Below are 15000 nucleotides of genomic sequence, written 5' to 3'. Positions count from 1 at the left end.
TTAAATATTGCATTTTCATTATACAACATCAAGCTGAATTATGTCAAGAGTTTTCATAATAAATTTAAAAAGAGCTCTGCGTTTTGTGCAATACTTACATTTCAGCTATATCATTTTCGGTAAGCTGAATAATACCGCCTCTGTTGAGTGCTTCCGAGGCAAGGGCGTTGTCGTCCACACGGATAACGAAGGAGACTGCTCTGTCGGAAGTGCCGAGGAATGAGTACATATACTCCACGTTTACGTTGTCCTGACCCAGCACATCGAGGACGCGGCTGAGCTGACCGGGAGTATCGGGAATAGAGATCGCCAGCACCTCTGTTACGTTTACGGCATAGGATGCTTCCTTGAGTATCTCCACAGCCTTTTCCGTATCGTTGGCGATAAATCTGATTATACCGAAATCAGCGGTATCCGCAAGGCTGAGGGCTCTGAGATTGACGCCGCTCTCCTTGATTATACGCATAACGCCTGCCGCCTGATTTGGTTTGTTATCTACAAAAACTGAGATCTGTTTTACATTTGACATACTGTCTCTTCCTCCTTTTCGCTATGTCCTCCGCGGAGAGGATCACGCCTTGTTTGCAGACTTGTCCTCGTACATAACGAGGACAGAGAGCTCGTCCACATACTCGTTTACATGGGTCTGTGCGTCGTGGCAGAGTCCCGACGAGGTGCTGAACTTGATGTCTATGACATCCACCCCCGCGATGAACTGATTGAGCTCATTCTCAAAAGCCGCAAACCTCTGGTACTTCTCCTGCTCGGGCATATAATTTGTGGAAAATAACTTTATCTTCATAAATGCACCTCCTATAATAATTGATATCTTATCCCCCGTGATATCAGTCGTGGAGTTTTCTCTTGTCGATGACTCTTACCGCCTTACCCTCGCTTCTGGTGATAGACTTGGGCGATACGAGATGCACCTTGGGGTTGATACCCAGCATGGTCTTGATAGCAACGGCAAGATCGCGCTCCTGCTTCTGCATATCCTTTACCTTGTCCGAGAACTGGTCGGGGTTCATCTCTACGCTGATGTCGAGAGTATCGGTATTGTTTACGCGGTCCACCTCAATGAGGTAGTTAGGGGAATAGCCCTGCTCGATGAGAACTGTCTCGATCTGTGAGGGGAATACATTTACGCCGCGGATTATCATCATATCGTCGCTTCTGCCCATAGGCTTAGCCATCTTGATGAGAGTTCTTCCGCATGAGCACTTCTTTCTGCTGAGGACGCAGAGGTCTCTTGTGCGGTAGCGGAGAAGGGGGAAGGCTTCCTTGGTTATGCTTGTGAATACCAGCTCGCCCACCTGTCCCTCGGGGAGCACCTCTCCTGTTTCGGGATCGATGATCTCGGGGATGAAGTTATCCTCGTTGATGTGCATACCGTTCTGCTCGGAGCACTCGAATGCAACACCGGGGCCGCTGGACTCGGTAAGTCCGTATATGTCGTAAGCCTTGATGCCCAGTGACTTCTCGATGGTACGGCGCATTTCCTCAGTCCAAGGCTCTGCACCGAAGATACCTGCCTTGAGCTTGATATCGTCGGGAGTGAGTCCCATTTCCTGAAGTGTCTCTCCGATGTACGCCGCATAGGAAGGAGTACAGCAAAGGATAGTTGCACCGAGGTCACGCATGAACTGTATCTGTCTCTCGGTGTTTGCCGAGCTCATGGGGAGAGTAAGACATCCTACCTTGTGTGAGCCGCCGTGGAGACCTGCTCCGCCTGTGAACAGTCCGTAGCCGTAAGCCACCTGACATACATCGTTTTCGTCGCCGCCTGCGGCAGTGATAGCTCTTGCACAGCAGTCCTCCCACATATCAACATCATTCTGTGTATAGAATGCGACTACTCGCTTGCCTGTTGTACCGCTGGTGGAATGAATCCTTACGCACTCGCCAAGGGGCTTGGCAAGAAGTCCGTAAGGGTATGCCTCTCTGAGATCTGCCTTGCTGAGGAAAGGAAGCTTGTGAAGGTCATCCGTTCCCTTGATGTCCTCGGGCTTAACGCCCTTTTCATCCATGAGATCGCGGTAGTACTTAACGTTTTCATAAACGTGCTTTACCTGTGCAACGAGGCGCTCGTCCTGAAGCTTTTTCATATCTTCCCGTGATGCACATTCGATCTCCTTGTTCCAATATTTTTCCATTGGACTTCATACTCCTTTGATTTGGATTTTTTATGTGAAGTTTATTATGTTCAAGTTTTTAGTTGTCAGAGCTTAGTACTTAGTTTAGAGATCATAGAATTGATCATTTTGCCGATCTCATCACATAATCCCAATGCAGTTTCAGCGCTTTCCGAAGAAAAATATCCGAGTTCGATACATATGAGCATCTGTGTTTCAAGCTCAAATTTTGATCCTCTTGCGATAGAAAGGTAATGTACGAATTCTTTTGCCGTACTCCTGCCCTGACCTTCTGCAATATTTGAAGGAATAGATATTACCGCCCGCCTCATTTGCGAATCAAGAGCATATAACTCCTTCCGCGGCAAAGCTTCAAGAAGCAGGTAAACAGCCCTGACTAATTGCATGGACTTCTGCCATACTATAAGCTCGCGATAGCTATTCATGATCTCTCCCCCGACTCTAAGCACTGATCACTATGCACTATGCACTGATCACTTAGCAGCCTTTCCCAGCTCGAATGCCTTCTTGTTCAGCTCAAGGAACTTGGGCGGTACGCACTGCTCCAGTGCCTTCTGCCACAGCTCGTCGGGATAGTCCATACGGGAAGCAAGTACGCCCATGAGAACTACATTCGATGCCTTAGCGGTACCTGCCTGCTCTGCCAGTGAGAGAGCGTCAACTGCTACCAGCTCTGCGCCTGCTGCCTTCAGCTTCTCAACAAGATTCTCGGGATACTGTGCAGCACCTGTGATAACTGGCATGGGGTCTATCTGCTGTGTGGAGGTGATGAGCTTTCCGCCCTTTTTCAGATAAGGCAGACATCTTGCAGCCTCAAGCAGCTCGAAGGAGATAACAGCATCTGCCTCGCCCTTCTCGATAACGGGAGAGTATACCTTCTCGCCGTACTTTACATATGTTACAACGGAGCCGCCTCTCTGCGACATTCCGTGTACCTCGCTGACCTTTACGTCATAGCCCTGTGCAAGAAGCACATTTCCCAGAAGTCTTGAAGCGAGAAGCGAACCCTGTCCGCCTACGCCGACTATCATGATAGATTTAGTTTCCATTTTATATTACTCCTTAAAAGATTATTCTTTAATTTTCTCTTCCGAACTTCATGAACGTTCCTATGCCGCCTATCGCCGCAAAGACATAGTTCTCGGCAAGAGAACCGATATAGCGTCCGTTCATATTGAGCATATCCATGATATTTCCGAAGTTGTCCCAGCAGTTTCCGAAGGAGATCTCACCGTCGCCGCCTACTATCTCCTTGATGAATGTTTTGGTCTCGCCGCTGTACTCACCGCCCAGCAGCGATCTCATCGCCGATTCCGCTTCCTGTATAGCATCCTGCAGAGCAAGGGTCCACGATATTCTTACCGATAAGTATACAGCGATTATCATTACGACCGCACATATAACTATGCCGACCTTTGCGCTTACCCAGCTGTTTCGTGTCATGAGCTTGTAGCCGAAGAATATGCAGAACGCCATAGCCGCTCCGCAGATAGCTGCGATAAAGCCGAATCTCGCTACCATTATCATCAGCAGCATTCCGGGGATAGCGCCTATAATAGCTCCTATACCGCCCTTGACAGCCGTCATGAACTCCGTATCCTTGGTACCGACAGCTCTTGTCACCATGGAGTCATTGGAGTTGTAGTTCTTATAGGGGTCGTATCTGTAATCATCGCTGCTGTAGCCGCTCTGGTTGGTTCCATAGCCCGCGGTCTGTCTGCCGTAGCCGCTCTGTGGACTGCTGTAGCCTGCCTGCTGCTGAGCAGGAGGTGTATTTCCGTAGGGTGTGCTGCGCTGACCGTAATTTGTACGGCGCGGATCGTACTTGTAATCATCACTGGAATAGCCCATGTCATTGACCTTTGCAGGCTGAGGTGCGGACTGCTGTCCGTAGCCGCCCTGCTGTGCGCCGTAGCCCGTGGACTGAGGTGCGGACTGCTGTCCGTAGCTGCTCTGCTGTGCGCCGTAGCCCGTAGACTGGGGGGCGGACTGCTGTCCGTAGCCGCCCTGCTGTGCGCCGTAGCCCGTGGACTGAGGTGCGGACTGCTGTCCGTAGCTGCTCTGCTGTGCGCTGTAGCCCGTGGACTGAGGTGCGGACTGCTGTCCGTAGCCGCTCTGCTGTGCGCCATAGCCTGCGGACTGGGGGGCGGACTGCTGTCCGTAGCTGCTCTGCTGTGCGCCGTAGCCTGTGGGCTGGGGTGCGGACTGAGCATTCGCAGCTGACCCGGAGCTGCTTTCGCCGAGGTGTCCAAAGGCGTTATTCACCTGATCCAGTGCGCTGAGTATATCATCCGATGTGCTTGTGGGCGCACTTGCAGCAGCGCCTCCTGTGGGGTCGTATACGCCCTGTGCTGACAGTTGGGAATGCTGAGGCTGACCGCCGCCAACTCCGCCTGTGCCGCTTGGTACGTTTATTCCCGTCATAAGATCGTCCATTCCGATTTCCTCCTATATCATTTTAACCGATGATCTCAAGATCGCCGTCAACAAATCCCATAGCGATGCCCTTTGCCCCTTTGATCACATCGGCATATTTCCCGTTTCTGAGGTATTCCTCCGCCATTTCCCTGAACAGCTCCTGAGCGTGAGACCAGCCTGTGTCATCCTCATCGGAGGTGTCAACTGTGAAGATGTTCTCACCGCTGCTCCATACCTCCTCGCAAGCCCACTCGCCTTCCTTGTCCCCGGGGTCAAACTCCCCTGCGGCAACCAGCTGTACGCCGTAGATATGGTCCTCGTCGGACTCCTCATATAAATTGAAGCAGTAAGCCTGAGTTTCCTCGGGCATTTCGTTGTTTTCGAGAAGGTCGTCCAGCCAGTGGGCGAATTCCTCATATATCGGTAACTGTATCATCTTTTTTCCTCTTTGTTTTCTTAAATCTGAAAAATTCAAGCTTTCCGCACTTTGGACATTCATAGATGCTTGCTGTGAGAGCACCCGAAAGGAGGTTGTCCCAGTCGCCTATTATAAAGCCCGTGCGTCCAAGCTGTATTCTTTTCGTTCCCATGTACTTCATCTGTACATTGCAGTAAGGACAGTATATTGTTCTGATCTTCATAGTTATTCTCCGTTATTTGCTGTGTATGGCGGTATATTTCAGATAAAACGTCTTATGAGGAACGCTGTGTAAACTCCGCGGTGCAGGTCCGGAACGCCGAGGACGCCGTTCCCTACATTTTATTCAACAGCGCCTAACTTGCACTGTTCCCGGCGAAGTCCGGGACGTCGGGGACGCCGTCCCCTACATCTTATTCAATCGCGCCTACCTTACACTGTTCCCGGCGGAGTGCCTCCGCTCCCTGCGTGGTCAGGGAAGTTCAACACCTTGAAGTTACTTATTCAATCGCGCCTACCTTACACTGTTCCTGACATATGCCGCAGCCTACGCACTGTGTGTGGTCGATGACTGCCTTGCCGTCACGCATGGAGATCGCAGGACAGCCCAGCTTCATGCACATCTTGCAGCCTACGCACTTGTCTGCGTTCACCTTGAGAGGCGGATTGTGCTTTACATACTTGAGAAGTGCACAGGGACGGCGGGAAATAATTACCGATGCCTCATCCGCTGCAAGCTCCTCCTTGATAGCTGCCTCTGTCTCGGCAAGCTTGTAGGGGTCTGTGACTCTTACGCGCTTGATACCGATAGCCTTGCACAGCTCCTCCAGATTTACGGCAGCAGCAGGGTCTCCCTTCAGATTCTTTCCTGTGGTGGGGTTCTGCTGGTGACCTGTCATGCCTGTGATGGAGTTGTCAAGTATGATAACTGTTGAGTTTGAATTATTGTAGGCGATATTTACCAGACCTGTCATACCGCTGTGCATGAAGGTGGAATCGCCGATAACTGCCACGCTCTTGTGCTCGGACTCAGCTCCGCGTGCCTTGTTGAAGCCGTGAAGTCCCGAGATGGAAGCTCCCATACAGATAGTTGTGTCGATAGCGTTGAGAGGTGCGGCAGCTCCGAGAGTGTAGCAGCCGATGTCTCCCGATACGGTAACGCCCAGCTTCTTCAGGCAGTAGAACAGTCCTCTGTGGGGACATCCTGCGCACATTACGGGAGGACGAACAGGGATATTGTCCTCGAGAGCCACGAAATCCTTCTTCTCGCCCAGTATCTTCTCTGCGATGACGGACTGGGGAAGCTCGCCGATATAGCCGAATATCTCCTTGCCCTTTACGTTGTTCACGCCGATGTTGCGGCAGTGCTCCTCGATTATGCCGTCAAGCTCCTCGATAACGTATATCTGCTCGTACTTCTTTGCGAAGTCCTGAATGAGCTTCTCGGGGAGAGGATTTACCATGCCAAGCTTCAGCACGGAAGCCTTGTCTCCAAGAGCTTCCTTGACGTACTGATAGCAGGCGCCGTTTGTGATAACGCCGAACTCAGCCTTGTCGGAAAGCTCCACTCTGTTGAGAGGAGAGGTCTCTGCGTACTCGATGAGCTTCTTTGTGCGCTCCTCAACGAAAACGTGTCTGCCCTTTGCGTATGCAGGCATCATTACGAACTTTGAGGGATTCTTTTCATAGTCCTTGAGAGGAAGCTCCTGACGGTCCTCCATCTCAACGATGCTCTGTGAATGAGCAACTCTTGTGGACATTCTTACTATAAAGGGAGCGTCAAACTGCTCGGAAAGCTCGAAGGCAAGCTTGACGAACTCCTTACATTCTGTTGAGTCAGAGGGCTCCAGCATAGGCACCTTTGAAGCGATAGCATGGTGACGGCTGTCCTGCTCGTTCTGAGAGGAGTGCATACCCTGATCGTCGGCAACTGCGATTACCATACCTGCATTAACGCCTGTGTAGCCTGCTGTGTAGAGGGGGTCTGCGGCAACGTTGAGACCAACGTGCTTCATTCCGCAGAAGCTTCTTGCGCCTGCGATGGAAGCTCCGAGAGCTGTTTCCATGGCTACCTTTTCATTGGGTGCCCACTCTGCGTAGACCTCGTCGTACTTTGCCACCTCCTCGGTGATCTCCGTGGAGGGTGTTCCGGGATAGCTTGATACTACCCGACATCCTGCCTCGTATAAGCCTCTTGCAAAGGCTTCGTTTCCAAGCATAAGTTTCTTCATTTTATGTATATTCCTTTCATGTTATTTAGCATATTGATAATAGTTTCGTCAAGCCGTCAAGCGGCTTGAGGGCAGAGCACAAAAGAGCTTACAATGGAACGCCTTCTCTTGCAAGGCGCCTTGCGTATTCGGGGCGCTGCCCCGTACCCTGCACGAGGCTGTCTGCCTCGTGGCTCCGACCAAAGGAACACAGTCCCTTTGGAATCACTTTATTTTGGCTTCAGTATCATTAACAAAAAGTATCATTCTGACAAATGTACAGACTTCAGCCACTGTGCCACGCCGTCCTCATCGCAGGTGCCGATGATATGGTCGGCGGCAGCCTTCACCTCGTCCCTTGCATTGCCCACGGCGACCTTTACATCCGCCTGTGCAAACATGGGCAGGTCGTTGAGATTGTCGCCAAAGGCAACTACCTCGTCAAAGCCGTATCTCTCGCGGAGATATCTCACTCCGTTGGCTTTTGAAGCCTTATGGGAGAAAAGCTCCAGATACCACTTGTCCTCGTAGGTATCCTTATAGAATGCACAGTCCAGACCATCAATGCCATCTGCCGCCTGCTTTACGGGATAAAGCCTGTCATGGTCTCCCGTGGTGGTGAGGTATACCACCTCGCCGTCGGCATGGTCTATGAGCCTGTCGTACTGTACAAATGGCTTGTTGTAGCGGTTTTTGCGGACCTCCGCAAAGCTTCGCATGACAGCCGTGGTCATCTCGGAATAGCAGCAGGTCAGCACTCCGTCACATATCTTGTACATGAAGCAGCGGACGTCATTCTCCTCGAATGCCCTCAGCGCTTCATGGGACGCTGAAACGGGGATAAACTCGTTTTTCACGAATTCTCTCCTGTCCCTGTCGTATATGCTTACGCCGTTCATAAGTATGCAGGGCACACTTATTTTCAGCGGCGATGTGATATGGACTATGGAGTAGGGTGAACGGGCTGTGGCAAAGGTAAAATACATACCCTCCGAGATCAGCCTGTTGAGAGTATCTGCGGTCCTGACAGTGACGATACCGCCCGAATCCAGCAGTGTACCGTCAAGGTCTGAGATATAGAGCCTTTTCAAATTATGACCTCACCTCCCGAATCATCACATAGATACTCATGATATCATTATACCATACTTTGCGGAAAAAGTGAAGATTAAATTTTTACCTTGCCTGCAATTTGTCTATTCCGACGGAATTAGGGCGCCACGAATGTAAATACTGCATAATCCGACGCCCTCAGGGCAAAAAAATCCCCCGTCATCTCTGACGGGGTGAGGGGGAGCCCTTTCCGGCTGAATCGCGGCAAAAAAAATACCGAGCCCGCAGTTTCAGGCTCGGTAACCGGCTTTTCCCGCAAGGAAAAGTCATCGAAAGGTGCGTATATATGAAAGTTTACTTGATCTCAAGTCTCTTGGAAACGGGCTCCTCGGGCTTCTTTTTGGGAAGTTCAAGGGTGAGGATTCCGTTCTTGTATGCCGCGCTGATAGCCTCGGAATCAACGTCCGAGATATCGAAGCTCCTCTTGTATGAGCCGAAGGTGCGCTCGCGGCGGATATAATTGCCCTTTTCGTCCTTTTCGTCGCTGTTCGTGCTGTGCTCGGCAGCGATGGTGAGCTGTGTGCCGTTGATATCAAGCTTGATATCCTCCTTCTCGAAGCCCGGCAGCTCAGCCTCCATAACGTACTTGTCTCCGTCATCGCGGATATCGGTACGGCAGGAGTTTATCGGCATACTGTCGCCGAAAAAGTTATTGTCAAAATCATTGAATGCGTCCCAGAGACCGAAGCCTGTTCTTCCGAAAGGTGTAAGTCCATACATCATAAGTCATACCTCCAATATAGTTTCATATTTATCCGTAAGTTTATTCTATGCAGTTTTCCTCATTATATGCACTTTCCATCGGTATCGCTTCCTTTCGTTTCATTGTCTATATGATACTGCCGTTTTTTGAAAGGAATATCACAGGTTTGTGACAGGATAATGAAAATTAGCACTCTCAGGTCGAGAGTGCTAATTTGTCGTTTTTCAGAATGTATCGGAGAACCATTCGTAGACCTCGTTAAGGTCCTCATTGCCCGTGCTGACTTCTGTCATGCAGGTGTTTGCGTGTACGGTAACTGTCCTCAGCCTGCCGTCTTTGTCGTAATACAGCCCGTACCAGCGCTCCTCGGGAGCCTCCACGGCAGGAAGCGCTTCGGGATATTCAAGCTCTCTGCCCTCAGCTCCCGAAGCTTTTACAAGCTTGGTATACGCTTTTTCAAGGGCAGTCTTGTCGCAGTTCTTTACAAGCCTGATATCGGAGCTGCCGAGAGTTCCTGCGGCATACTCCTCCCTGAGCCTGTCAAGTCCCATTGCCTTTACATCGTCGGACACCGCCGTGTAGTAATTCCCTGCGCTGTCGCAGAACCACATGGCATATGTGTCCTCAAAGCTGTTAGTGTACATGAATGTTATATCGGGTATTCGTATTTTCTTCGGCTCATCGCTCATTCCGCAGCCTGTAAAGCAGCCTATGAGCAGTACTATCGCCGAAAATGCAGCCAGTGTTCTTTCCATGGTGCCCCCTCCTTTTTCGCGGCTTTCTATATATAAGTGCGTTTAGAGGGGCGTTTTCGTCACTTTTTTCCGAAACTTTGTATGAATAGACAAAACGAAAGCGCCGATTTTGCACATATTGCACTATCGGCGCCTATATTCATATGTATGCCTGCTTCTTCAGCAGGGCGGTCATGGTCCTGCCGATGATGGCAAAGTAGTTTATATCCGTCACCGACCACTTCTTGAAGCGGTCTATGTAGCAGAAGGAGATGACTCCCTTTACCATGCTGTCCTCGGTCATGAGGTACTGCACCGCTCCGCCGATATGCTGGGCGGTGAGCTGCGCAAAGGCGTTGTCATCACGTCCCTCCAGCTCGTTCACATTGTCGATGACGAATATGCCGTCACCCGAAAATCTGTCCGTATAGCCGTTCTCAAAGAGGTAGGCAGCATTTTTGGAGGCTGCATTTCCGCAGCTGAGCATGAGTCCCATATCGCTGCCCGAAAATACGCATATATCATCAAGTCCGAACTTGCTCCTGACCTGCTCCAGCAGCACCGACATATCGGGAACTCTGCCAAGCACAAGGTTCTCGCAAAGTGTGCTGACGAAGCCCAGCTTCTCCGAAGCCTCGCCCTTTCCGCTGAGAAAGGCTATCTTGCCGACAGCGTCACGCTCTACGGGGCCGTGCTTCTCCACATCGTATATGACGTAGCGGTTCTGCCCTTTTTCCTGCGCTATGAGCAGTGCCTTGTCTGCCTGCATGAACAGCTCGTCGTAGCTGCGGCTGTCCACGGGATAGGTGGATATGCCCATGGAGCAGGTAAGACGGAAATTCTGGAAGCGGTCCGCAAAGGAGAACTCCGTGTTCGTCCTGATGGCGCGGAGTATCCCTCGCAGGTCCTCCTCGTCACGGGTGTCCTCAAGGACTATGAGGAAGCTGCCGCCGCCTATCCTGCCTGCCACGCCGCGGCTGCCTATCTCCGTCTTGATTATCCGTGCGACGGTGTATATGACCTCGTCCCCGAAAAGGTGCCCGTAAACGTTGTTTAACTCGGTAAAGTTGTCGATGTCAAGCACCACAAGGCTTACTCTGTACTTGGGCTTCTCCGACAGTATCCTCTGGGCGAGTGATGTCACCGCAGGCTTATTGAGAAGTCCCGAAAGGGAGTCCCTGTTGGCTTCAAGGGCAAGATTTACGTCCTTGCTCTTGCTGCGGGAGCTGACTACGGAAATTATTCCGCTGACCTTGCGGCTGTCGGGCGAGTCATACCGCGTTATGCCGCGGAAAAGACACATCTCCCTCGTTTTGCCGCCCGTCAGTACGGAGGTCTCGAACTCATAGTCAAAGCGGTAGACTCCGCTGCTGATATCCCTGCACACTGCGTTGAAGGTCTCGATATACCGCGTCATGACCGCTCCGCTGTCAATGGCGTTCTTCCTCCATGTCTCAAGGTCCTCGTCAGTGAGGACTATCTCGCGGAAGCAGTCGAACATATATATCCGTATGTGCTTTGTCTCAAAGCTGTACTCAAAGGCAAGGTCGGATATGAGGCTGAGTACATGGCGGTACTCGCTGAGCCTGCGCTCCCTGTCGAATGCAAGTCCCTCCAGCGACATCACATCGCTGAATGTGATGCTGTAAAGGGGCTCCGTTCCCTCTGCCATGCGGAGCTTCACGGAAGCCAGTATCCAGCGGTACTCTCCGCTGACGCCCTTCATGCGTATGACGGTGCTCTTTATCTCGCCTACTGCCGCATTCTCCACGCAGTCAAGTATCCTCGGGTAGTCCTCGTCAAGGATCGTACGCCTTATGGAATAGGTGACGTCGTTGCCGAAAAATGTGAAGAAAGCCTCGTCACCGCTCTGGGTGTGGAGACTTCTGTCCACCACGGCTCTGCCTATGACGTAGAGGCTGCTGCTCATCTGTCCGCTCATATACTGTCCTCCTTTCCCTCCGTGCTATTAGCAGCTCAGAGTATGATATCCTCGAATTTGCCCCGTATAGCCTTCACCAGCTCCTGCGGCGAAAGACGTATCTGTGTGCCTATGCGTCCGCCGCTGATGTAGAACAGAGGAAGCTCCTCTGCGGTGCTGTGTATCACCGTCATGAACTGCTTCTTCATGCCTATGGGTGTGCAGCCGCCGCGGACGTAGCCCGTTATCTTGGTGATGTCCTTGACATGGAGCAGCTCCACGGACTTCTCCCCCACGCTCTTTGCCGCCTTTTTCAGATCCAGCTCCAGAGCTACGGGCAGCAGGAAGCAGTAATAGCTTCCGCTCTTTCCCTGTGCAACCAGTGTCTTGAAGGTCTCAGCAAGGGACTGTCCCAGCTTCTCGGCGGTGTGTATGCCGTCGATGAACTCCTCGCACTCGTAGGTCTGCACGGTGTATTCTATCTTGCTTTTATCCAGAAAACGCATTGCGTTGGTCTTTAGTTCCTTGCCCATTGTTTACTCCCAAATATACATTAATCAGGTCCGCCCCATTTTACAACCTCAAAGCCTGTCCATACACAGAACATATGCGTTATTATAAATGCGGCGGCAAAACCTATCCTCAGTTTTTTCAGGTCAGGTTCGTATCCGTTTTTTTCAGCATCACGGATATGTGCCTTAGCGCACAGAAAGTATATCCCGAACCATATAAGTATCTCACCGATACCGCTTAAAATAAGTGCAATATCAAAATTATCAAACATCTTATCCACCATAAAAAGGCGGATATTATCCGCCTCTGCACGGGACGCCGAGGAGCGGCGTTCCCTACTTTTTGCTAAAGACGCAGCCGCAGTAGTTCTGACGGTACAAGCCGTACTGCCGCGACAGCTCTATTGAGTGCTTATAGCCCTCGTGCTTCTTGAAATCGGAGAAAAGATATGGCACTCCGCATTCCTCCTGCACCTGCCCTCCGCACTCGTTGATGAAGGCACAGTCCTTGTGGGGACTTATGGTAAGGGTGGTGGTGAACATATCACAGCCCAGCTCCTTCGCCTTTGCTCCTGCCTTCCTCAGCCGGTAGGCTATACACCTGCGGCAGCGCTCTCCCCTCTCGGGAAGGTCCTCAAGTCCCTTTGCAAGCTCGTAGAATGGCGCAGGGTCATAGGGCTCCTCCACCACCTCTATGGTCAGTCCCATCTCCTTTACCAGCCTTTTCAGCTCGCTGAGGCGGAAGCTGAACTCCTCCTCGGGAGCTATGTTGGGATTGCAGAAATACAGCGTTATACGGAAGTATTTGTCCAGTACCGTAAGGGTATGGCTGCTGCACGGCGCACAGCAGGCGTGAAGCAGCAGCGACGGTCTCTCGCCGCTCTTTTCAAGCTCTGACAGCTTCCTGTCAAGGAGCAGACCGTAATTGGTCTTTGCCTGACCTGCCATTACTTGTCCTCAAGCTTTTTCAGTGCCTTGAGCTCCTCGCGGTTCACCTTTATCTCGGTGTCCTTCAGCAGCTTTACCTCGCTCCTGTCAAGAGTTACGGGCACCTCGGACTTGTCGGTCTTTACGCGGAGCTTTCCTGTGATGAGGTTAACGTCCTCGACTCTGCCCTTGTCACCGTCGGGAGTTACTACGATAGCGCCCATCTTAGGCGTTATCTTCAGCAGTGCCTCGTAGGCGTTCTGCTCGTTTTTCAGGCAGCACATGAGCCTGCCGCAGGTTCCCGATATCTTTGTGGGGTTCAGGGAAAGTCCCTGCTCCTTTGCCATTTTTATGGAAACGGGCTGGAAATCGCCCATATATGCCTTACAGCAGAATTCCCTGCCGCAGATGCCAAGTCCGCCCAGTATCTTTGCCTCGTCGCGGACGCCTATCTGGCGCAGCTCTATCCTCGTTCTGAACACCGCAGCCAGATCCTTTACCAGCTCGCGGAAGTCCACGCGGTTCTCCGCTGTGAAATAGAACAAAAGCTTATTGTTGTCAAAGGTACACTCAACGTCTACCAGCTTCATATCCAGATTGCGGAAGGCTATCTTCTCCTCGCATATCCTGAATGCGTCCTTCTCGCGCTGCTTGTTCTTTTCCAGCGTCTTCATATCGTTCTCGTCCGCAAGCCTGATTATGGGCTTGAGGGGCGAGGATATCATTGCGTCCTCTATCTGGCGGTTGGCAATGACCACCTCTCCGCACTCCACGCCGCGGACTGTCTCAACTATGGCGCGGTCTCCCACCTGTGCATTGATATTGCCCGGTGAGAAGTAGTATATTTTTCCTACGCTCTTGAAGCGTACTCCGACTATTTCTTTCATAAAAGCTCCTATCTGAAAGTCTGTGCGACTATATCCATTATCTCAGCCCCCAGCGCCGTAAGCGCAAGAGGTATGCTGACATTGCTCTCCACCGCTGCCCACGCCTTTTCCGTGCGCTCATGGAGCCTTGCTGCCTGCGACGGGGTGACGGTCTGTGAGAGCGCCCTTGCGGCAGCTCCCGAACAGCCTATGACTGCGGCATTCCTGTCCCTTGACAGTACTGCCGCGTCGCGGAAAAGCTTGTCCAGCATGGAAAGAACCTCCCTGACGTCGTTCCTTTCCTTTCCTGCGGAAAAGAGGTCTGCTGCCAGAGAATACTCATCCTTCCTTATTATACTATCAGCGATGGCTTTTGTCAAATCCACACGCTTTCTCAGCTCCTCGTCAGTGATGTAGCTCTCGCACATACCGATGTTGCCGTGGAAACACTCCACAGCCGCCTTTATGTCACTGCTGTCATAGCCCATGTCCGTCAGCGCCTGCTCCGCCTCGTCCTCTGTGCAAGGGGAGGTGGAAAGACACACGCAGCGCGAGATTATGGTGGGCAGGAACTCCGATTTAGAGCCGCAGGTGAATATGAAATAGGCATACTCGGGTGGCTCCTCTATGAGCTTCAGCAGGGTATTCTGAGTTCTTGTGTCAACGTTGTGGCAGTCCGCAAAGATGTACACCTTGCAGCCGCTGCTGTTGTTGGGCTTCACATAGGCGTCCGCTATGACCTCTCTGGCGCAGTTTACGCTGTATCCGCCCAGCTTTCCCGACTTCTCGGGATATATCACATCGGGGTGGATGCCCTTTTCCACGTTCAGGCAGGCATTGCACTCGCCGCAGGGTATGCCCTCATGGGGAAACTCGCACATCAGCGCCTGAGTGTAGTACTTCGCCATGAGCTTTCTGCCCGTGCCCTTTTCTCCGCATATCATGACGGAGTGAGCTGTCCTGCCGCTCCTTGACATTCCTGCAAGAATGTCAAGAAGTGCCCTGTTTCCGTATATTTTCTTCAT

The 15000-nt window shown here is 51.6% G+C and carries 18 protein-coding genes; all 18 read right to left on the bottom strand.

Annotation, left to right across the window (positions count from 1 at the left end):
• Positions 1-94 precede the first annotated feature (94 nt).
• The 18 genes from DSZ37_RS08390 to DSZ37_RS08305 all read right to left on the bottom strand — a co-directional run bounded on the left by DSZ37_RS08390 (position 95) and on the right by DSZ37_RS08305 (position 15000).
• Positions 95-529 carry an amino acid-binding protein gene (locus DSZ37_RS08390; RefSeq protein ID WP_109726464.1) on the bottom strand — a complete coding sequence of 145 codons (435 nt, stop codon included), beginning with the start codon at positions 527-529 and terminating at the stop codon, positions 95-97.
• A gap of 42 nt (positions 530-571) precedes the next feature.
• A complete protein-coding gene (locus DSZ37_RS08385) occupies positions 572-802 on the bottom strand; it encodes a hypothetical protein (protein WP_109726463.1) in 231 nt (76 codons plus the stop codon).
• A 43-nt stretch (positions 803-845) separates the two neighbouring features.
• Entirely contained in the window at positions 846-2153 is a 1308-nt protein-coding gene (locus DSZ37_RS08380; protein ID WP_109726462.1) for a phenylacetate--CoA ligase family protein, read from the bottom strand.
• 65 nt (positions 2154-2218) lie between these two features.
• Positions 2219-2578 (bottom strand): four helix bundle protein, encoded by a 360-nt coding sequence (locus DSZ37_RS08375; RefSeq protein WP_028519622.1) that lies wholly within the window; start codon positions 2576-2578, stop codon positions 2219-2221.
• A 48-nt stretch (positions 2579-2626) separates the two neighbouring features.
• The gene (locus DSZ37_RS08370) at positions 2627-3202 is read right to left on the bottom strand and encodes an indolepyruvate oxidoreductase subunit beta (protein WP_109726461.1); all 576 of its coding nucleotides are present in this window, start codon (positions 3200-3202) and stop codon (positions 2627-2629) included.
• A 28-nt stretch (positions 3203-3230) separates the two neighbouring features.
• Entirely contained in the window at positions 3231-4589 is a 1359-nt protein-coding gene (locus DSZ37_RS08365) for a hypothetical protein (protein WP_109726460.1), read from the bottom strand.
• Positions 4590-4611: 22 nt separating this feature from the next.
• A complete protein-coding gene (locus DSZ37_RS08360) occupies positions 4612-5007 on the bottom strand; it encodes a hypothetical protein (protein WP_109726459.1) in 396 nt (131 codons plus the stop codon).
• A complete protein-coding gene (locus DSZ37_RS08355; RefSeq protein ID WP_109726458.1) occupies positions 4985-5212 on the bottom strand; it encodes a hypothetical protein in 228 nt (75 codons plus the stop codon). Before DSZ37_RS08355 ends, DSZ37_RS08360 begins: the two co-directional genes overlap by 23 nt.
• A gap of 277 nt (positions 5213-5489) precedes the next feature.
• Complete coding sequence (gene iorA, locus DSZ37_RS08350; protein ID WP_109726457.1) at positions 5490-7220, bottom strand: indolepyruvate ferredoxin oxidoreductase subunit alpha; 1731 nt, start codon at positions 7218-7220, stop codon at positions 5490-5492.
• Between the two features lie 242 nt (positions 7221-7462).
• A complete protein-coding gene (locus DSZ37_RS08345; protein WP_109726456.1) occupies positions 7463-8290 on the bottom strand; it encodes an HAD family hydrolase in 828 nt (275 codons plus the stop codon).
• Positions 8291-8606: 316 nt separating this feature from the next.
• Positions 8607-9035 carry an Hsp20/alpha crystallin family protein gene (locus tag DSZ37_RS08340; protein ID WP_242978594.1) on the bottom strand — a complete coding sequence of 143 codons (429 nt, stop codon included), beginning with the start codon at positions 9033-9035 and terminating at the stop codon, positions 8607-8609.
• Positions 9036-9239: 204 nt separating this feature from the next.
• Positions 9240-9770 carry a hypothetical protein gene (locus tag DSZ37_RS08335; protein ID WP_109726455.1) on the bottom strand — a complete coding sequence of 177 codons (531 nt, stop codon included), beginning with the start codon at positions 9768-9770 and terminating at the stop codon, positions 9240-9242.
• Positions 9771-9909: 139 nt separating this feature from the next.
• The gene (locus DSZ37_RS08330) at positions 9910-11691 is read right to left on the bottom strand and encodes a sensor domain-containing diguanylate cyclase (protein WP_109726454.1); all 1782 of its coding nucleotides are present in this window, start codon (positions 11689-11691) and stop codon (positions 9910-9912) included.
• 35 nt (positions 11692-11726) lie between these two features.
• Positions 11727-12203 carry a Cys-tRNA(Pro) deacylase gene (gene ybaK / locus DSZ37_RS08325; RefSeq protein WP_109726453.1) on the bottom strand — a complete coding sequence of 159 codons (477 nt, stop codon included), beginning with the start codon at positions 12201-12203 and terminating at the stop codon, positions 11727-11729.
• Positions 12204-12223: 20 nt separating this feature from the next.
• Positions 12224-12454, bottom strand: coding sequence for a hypothetical protein (locus DSZ37_RS08320; RefSeq protein ID WP_146198170.1), 231 nt, complete (start codon positions 12452-12454; stop codon positions 12224-12226).
• Positions 12455-12518: 64 nt separating this feature from the next.
• Entirely contained in the window at positions 12519-13130 is a 612-nt protein-coding gene (locus DSZ37_RS08315) for an epoxyqueuosine reductase QueH (protein ID WP_109726451.1), read from the bottom strand.
• Positions 13130-13996: a PSP1 domain-containing protein gene (locus DSZ37_RS08310; RefSeq protein WP_109726450.1), complete on the bottom strand. Its 867-nt coding sequence runs from the start codon at positions 13994-13996 to the stop codon at positions 13130-13132. Before DSZ37_RS08310 ends, DSZ37_RS08315 begins: the two co-directional genes overlap by 1 nt.
• A gap of 8 nt (positions 13997-14004) precedes the next feature.
• Positions 14005-15000 (bottom strand): ATP-binding protein, encoded by a 996-nt coding sequence (locus DSZ37_RS08305; protein ID WP_109726449.1) that lies wholly within the window; start codon positions 14998-15000, stop codon positions 14005-14007.

The organism is Ruminococcus flavefaciens (genome assembly GCF_900116855.1).
GTDB classification, from domain to species: domain Bacteria; phylum Bacillota; class Clostridia; order Oscillospirales; family Ruminococcaceae; genus Ruminococcus; species Ruminococcus flavefaciens_R.
The sequence above is the reverse complement of the archived record's forward strand: the minus strand, read 5'-3'. Positions and strand labels throughout refer to the sequence as shown.